Origin of the sequence: Autumnicola edwardsiae (genome assembly GCF_031846505.1) — a bacterium.
Lineage (GTDB): Bacteria > Bacteroidota > Bacteroidia > Flavobacteriales > Flavobacteriaceae > Autumnicola > Autumnicola edwardsiae.
This window is the reverse complement of the sequence record NZ_JAVRHP010000151.1, coordinates 1-4,339: the sequence shown is the minus strand read 5'-3', so window position 1 is coordinate 4,339 and position 4,339 is coordinate 1. Positions and strand designations below refer to the sequence as shown.

Annotated in this window: 7 protein-coding genes; 1 reads left to right on the top strand and 6 read right to left on the bottom strand. The window is 38.2% G+C overall.

What is annotated here, in order from left to right; all coding sequences use genetic code 11:
- The 6 genes from RM529_RS16035 to RM529_RS16010 all read right to left on the bottom strand — a co-directional run.
- Positions 1 to 661: AAA family ATPase (locus RM529_RS16035; RefSeq protein ID WP_311485757.1), on the bottom strand; the 661-nt coding region annotated here is incomplete at its 3' end.
- A complete protein-coding gene (gene pnuC, locus RM529_RS16030; RefSeq protein ID WP_311485756.1) occupies positions 622 to 1,254 on the bottom strand; it encodes a nicotinamide riboside transporter PnuC in 633 nt (210 codons plus the stop codon). The genes RM529_RS16035 and pnuC, both read right to left, overlap by 40 nt.
- Positions 1,238 to 1,498 carry a thiamine-binding protein gene (locus RM529_RS16025; RefSeq protein WP_311485755.1) on the bottom strand — a complete coding sequence of 87 codons (261 nt, stop codon included), beginning with the start codon at positions 1,496 to 1,498 and terminating at the stop codon, positions 1,238 to 1,240. Before RM529_RS16025 ends, pnuC begins: the two co-directional genes overlap by 17 nt.
- 220 nt (positions 1,499 to 1,718) lie before the next feature.
- Positions 1,719 to 2,072: a hypothetical protein gene (locus RM529_RS16020; protein ID WP_311485754.1), complete on the bottom strand. Its 354-nt coding sequence runs from the start codon at positions 2,070 to 2,072 to the stop codon at positions 1,719 to 1,721.
- A gap of 216 nt (positions 2,073 to 2,288) precedes the next feature.
- The gene (locus RM529_RS16015) at positions 2,289 to 2,999 is read right to left on the bottom strand and encodes a phosphoglycerol geranylgeranyltransferase (protein ID WP_311485753.1); all 711 of its coding nucleotides are present in this window, start codon (positions 2,997 to 2,999) and stop codon (positions 2,289 to 2,291) included.
- Entirely contained in the window at positions 2,999 to 3,652 is a 654-nt protein-coding gene (locus RM529_RS16010) for a 4'-phosphopantetheinyl transferase family protein (protein ID WP_311485752.1), read from the bottom strand. Before RM529_RS16010 ends, RM529_RS16015 begins: the two co-directional genes overlap by 1 nt.
- Before the next feature lie 63 nt (positions 3,653 to 3,715).
- Between RM529_RS16010 and RM529_RS16005 the strand changes: the two genes are divergently transcribed.
- Positions 3,716 to 4,339 (top strand): adenosylhomocysteinase (locus RM529_RS16005; RefSeq protein WP_311485751.1); only part of this gene is annotated, 624 nt, incomplete at its 3' end.

Here is a 4,339-nt window from a genome sequence, read left to right as displayed (position 1 = left end):
TTCCTCTTTTAAAAATTTCTATCTGGTCTTCTACTTCCTGTTCGCGTATTCCTTTTTCTTTAATCTGAACTTTATCTTTTTCGCTAAGTTTCACTTTATATTTCTTTAATTGGTTATCAATAATTGAAACAGCAGTTTTAAAACGCTCTTCTTGATTGCCTTTTAAAACTACAAACGGTTTATTATTCTGTTTAAGTGCAGCTTTAAACCGTTGAAACATCCCAACACGATCATCTGGTTTATCCCGAAGATCATCGGGCGTCCATTCAACATCAATATACGTTAAAAAATAGAGATGATAGTGGTTGTTTAACGCATGTTTAAGAAGTAGTGGCGGGCAAAAGCCGCTGTAATATGCTTCAGAATATACCTTTAACTCCAGCAAATTTGTATCACAAATAAGCAGTTTGCCGGCAATTGCTGCCAGTCCATTTTCCCTCTTCATCTGCCCTTCTGCAATAGGAAGTAAATCTTCGGGCTCACAGATACTTTTTTCTTCGTCCCATTTCTTCTGAAGATATTCCCGCATATATTCCTTTACCCAAAGCACATTGTAATGTGCCGCAAGTTGAGAAGCAAGCGTGGTTTTCCCTGTAGATTCCGGACCAAATAAAACTATTTTTATGCAGGACGAAGGTCGTTGCGCAAGTCTCTCTTCCATGCCCTATAGCCGTAAATGGCAATTATCGTAAATACAAAATACTGGATTGCTGTAAAAGTGAGTCCTTTGTAAAAATACAACGGCACCGAGATCAAGTCCCCGATGATCCAGAAAATCCAGTTTTCAATTTTCTTTTTGGCCATTTGCCACATTCCCACAAAAAAGATAGCCGTGGTAAAGGTATCAATATAGGCTGTCCAGTTATTCCATTTCTCAAAATATTCATAAATTATAAACACAAAGATCAAAGTTCCCAGGAAAATAAATAGGGCCTGCCAGTTTTCTTTCCTGGTGGTATTTGTGATTGGGGTAAAGTGGGTGGCATCTACTTTCCTTGTCCAGATGTACCAGCCATAAATACTCATAGAGAAATAGTAAGCGTTTATCATCATATCACCCAAAAGCTCGTAAACAGTGAGGATGTAAACAAAAACAGCTGTACTGATGATCCCTGTAGGATACACCAGGATATTGTTGTTCTTAGAATAAATTACACTTAAAAATCCAAAAAGTACTCCAATAAGCTCCAGGATGAGGAGATGCGTGGGCACCCCATAATATTGATCAAAGAAAAAATCAAAAATCGGCTGCATAGTCGCTCAAGTTGGATTTTACAATCTTTACGTGTATTAGTCCGCGTTCTATGGCTTCAAAAGCAGCTTTTATCTCGATATTCAGGAGCTGCATAACCTGGTCATAGTCCCCGTAGACCTGCGTACTCAAGGGATTTTCCTTAATGGTTAATCCTGAAGCTCTAAGTTTTTTTATAAAATCGATAATCGCCGGTTCATAATTATCCTGAATAGGCGTAAGGGTAAGTTCTACTGAAATTTGCATGTTTTATAGTTTCTACAAAGGTAAAAGTATAGGAAAGAAATCTAATACAAATTTGTGATTTTCGGAGGATAGTCAGTTTTTCCTGAAGTTTCAAGGATTTTAAGAATGTTTTGAAAATAAAAAAACCTCCTAAATTAATATTCAGAAGGTTTATATTTTTAGAACAAAGGCTGAAATTTGCCAATTATCGTTCTCTTTTTTCAGCGTATTCGCGACGGACTTATTTCTTATCTTTCTTATCCTCTTTGTCTATCCACTTACCCTGCGCATCTGCATACATTTCCTTAGTTTCACCTTCTTCTGTAAAAAGTACAAGCTTATATTTTTTCTCTCCGTCTTTTTCCATTACATGAGCTTCAGAAACAGTAGCTCCCATAAAGTCAGTTTCAATAGCCTGACTAACTTCGCCCGGTAAATCCTGCTCCTCAACCTGCTTCCAGTCTTCTTTCTGCTGCATTTTCTGTTCAGTAGTCATCTGCTCCTGATCCTCACTTGTCACCTGAGCTGTTGCTGATTCTACTGAAAAAAACATAGCTCCTCCAATTACTGCTGTCAATACAAATCTTTTCATCATTTTCAAATTTAAAGTTAGTGTTTGTTTGTATTGATATATTAGAAACAACTATTCCAATTTATAAGGATAATCTCTTAACCCACTAAATTCGAGGGTTTCACATTTAATTATGAATATTAAAAATGTTGAAAGCTGTAATTTCTCCCCACATTTGTGTTGAAATTATCTACAGATGGGAAGCGCCTGTACCATGTACCATTAAGGCGCTTTGAAAGATCATAACTGCACGAAAGTGTTATCCTCAAATGCAGTCCCAATCACTACCATATCGGCTCCCGCATCATAAGCCTGCTGAAGTTGCTTTGCGCTGCGTATCCCCCCTCCCACCATTACAGGAATGGATACCGCACTTTTTACTTCGGAAATTATGCTGCTGCCCACAGCTTTTTTTGCTCCACTTCCGGCTTCGAGATAAACCAGTTTTTTGCCTGAGAACTCACCTGCCAATGCAGTTTCAGAAATTAACTTTAGTTCGCATTGTGCTATTGGAATGGTTTCGCTTACCCTTTGAACGGCAGATTCTTTACCGCCATCAACCAGAATATAAGCTGTAGGAAGTACTTCCAGATTAGAAAATCGTAACCTGGGAACAGATTTAATATGCTGCCCAATCAAATATTCAGGATTTCTTCCGGATAGCAAGCTCAAAAACAGGATTCCATCTGCTTCTTCGGTAATTTGCTCGTGACTCCCGGGAAATAATATTACCGGCAAATCTGAATGTCGTTTCAGAGCTTTTACTGTTTCCCCTGTTTGTTGTGCTGTGGCTGTGCTCCCGCCTACAAGTAGATAATTGACATTTTTGGGCATTCGCTTTAAGAAAGCTTCAGCCTTGTCATTTTCAAATTTTTCAGGATCTATTAAAATACACAAAAGTTTTTCACCCCGGGAGATTGATGCTGAAATTTCAGAATAAATAGAGGTCATTAATACGCAGACTTGGGATTTTTAGCAGACCTTAAGGCATAAACACAGGTAAAATCTTCAAATTCTAAGAATTTTAGCTCAAAATACCAGGTATAACCCTTAAAAAAACTCTTTCCGGTGGTAGAATTAGCTTCAAAGTCAAAATCTGTAATATCTATATGGTGCAAAAAGCTTAAGCCTGGTTCTGCCTGGAGTTTGTAAATAGATTCTTTACCTCCCCATACAATTGTAAGTTTTCGCACAAGTGCCTCTTCATTAGCCAAAGTATGGTACTCTTTTAACGGAGTGAATTTATTGGCAATTTTCAGGATTTTATCGCGCTGCTTTTCAATATCTATCCCAACTTCTTTATTACTAATTATAATTCCGGTAAAATTAAAAGAATGGGTAATGGAAATATATTTTCCATCTTTTAGATGCGGTTTTCCCAGCTCGTCGTAATATAAATCCTTATCTGTATACCCAACTTCAGCAAGCAAATGCCTGATGCTCATGAATCCGCGACGATGAATTTCAGATTTCATACCTTCAACCCTGTCCCGGCAATGTGGGGTAAGTTCTATGTCTTTACTAAGCCAGTCCAAAGATTCTTCAATCTTCCAAATGAGGACTTTAGTATGCTCATCAACTGTTATTGTTTTGTAAAGTGACATGCAGTTTTGTTAGATATTAGTTACTTTTGCAACCTAATCGTTACTATAATCAAATATAATAATATGTCTACTAAAACGGTGGCTTATACGCCTTATAAAGTAAAAGATATTTCCCTTGCTGCCTGGGGAAGAAAAGAAATTGAACTGGCCGAAGCCGAAATGCCGGGCCTGATGTCCCTAAGGGAAGAATTTAAAAATGAGCAGCCATTAAAAGGAGCAAGAATTGCCGGTTGTTTGCATATGACCATCCAGACTGCTGTTCTTATTGAAACTCTTGTTTCTTTGGGAGCTGAAGTTACCTGGAGTTCCTGTAATATTTTCTCTACACAAGACCAGGCTGCCGCTGCAATTGCTGAAGCAGGTATTCCTGTTTATGCGTGGAAGGGAATGACTGAAGATGAATTTAACTGGTGCATCGAACAAACGCTTTTCTTTGGCGAAGATCGTAAACCTTTAAATATGATCCTGGATGATGGTGGAGATCTTACCAATATGGTATTTGATAAATATCCGGAACTTACTGAAGGAATCCGCGGACTTTCTGAAGAAACCACTACAGGTGTTCATCGTTTGTACGAGCGAATGAAAAAAGGAACGCTTGCCATGCCAGCGATTAATGTAAACGACTCTGTTACCAAATCTAAGTTCGACAATAAATACGGTTGCCGCGAGAGTGCGGTAGATGCC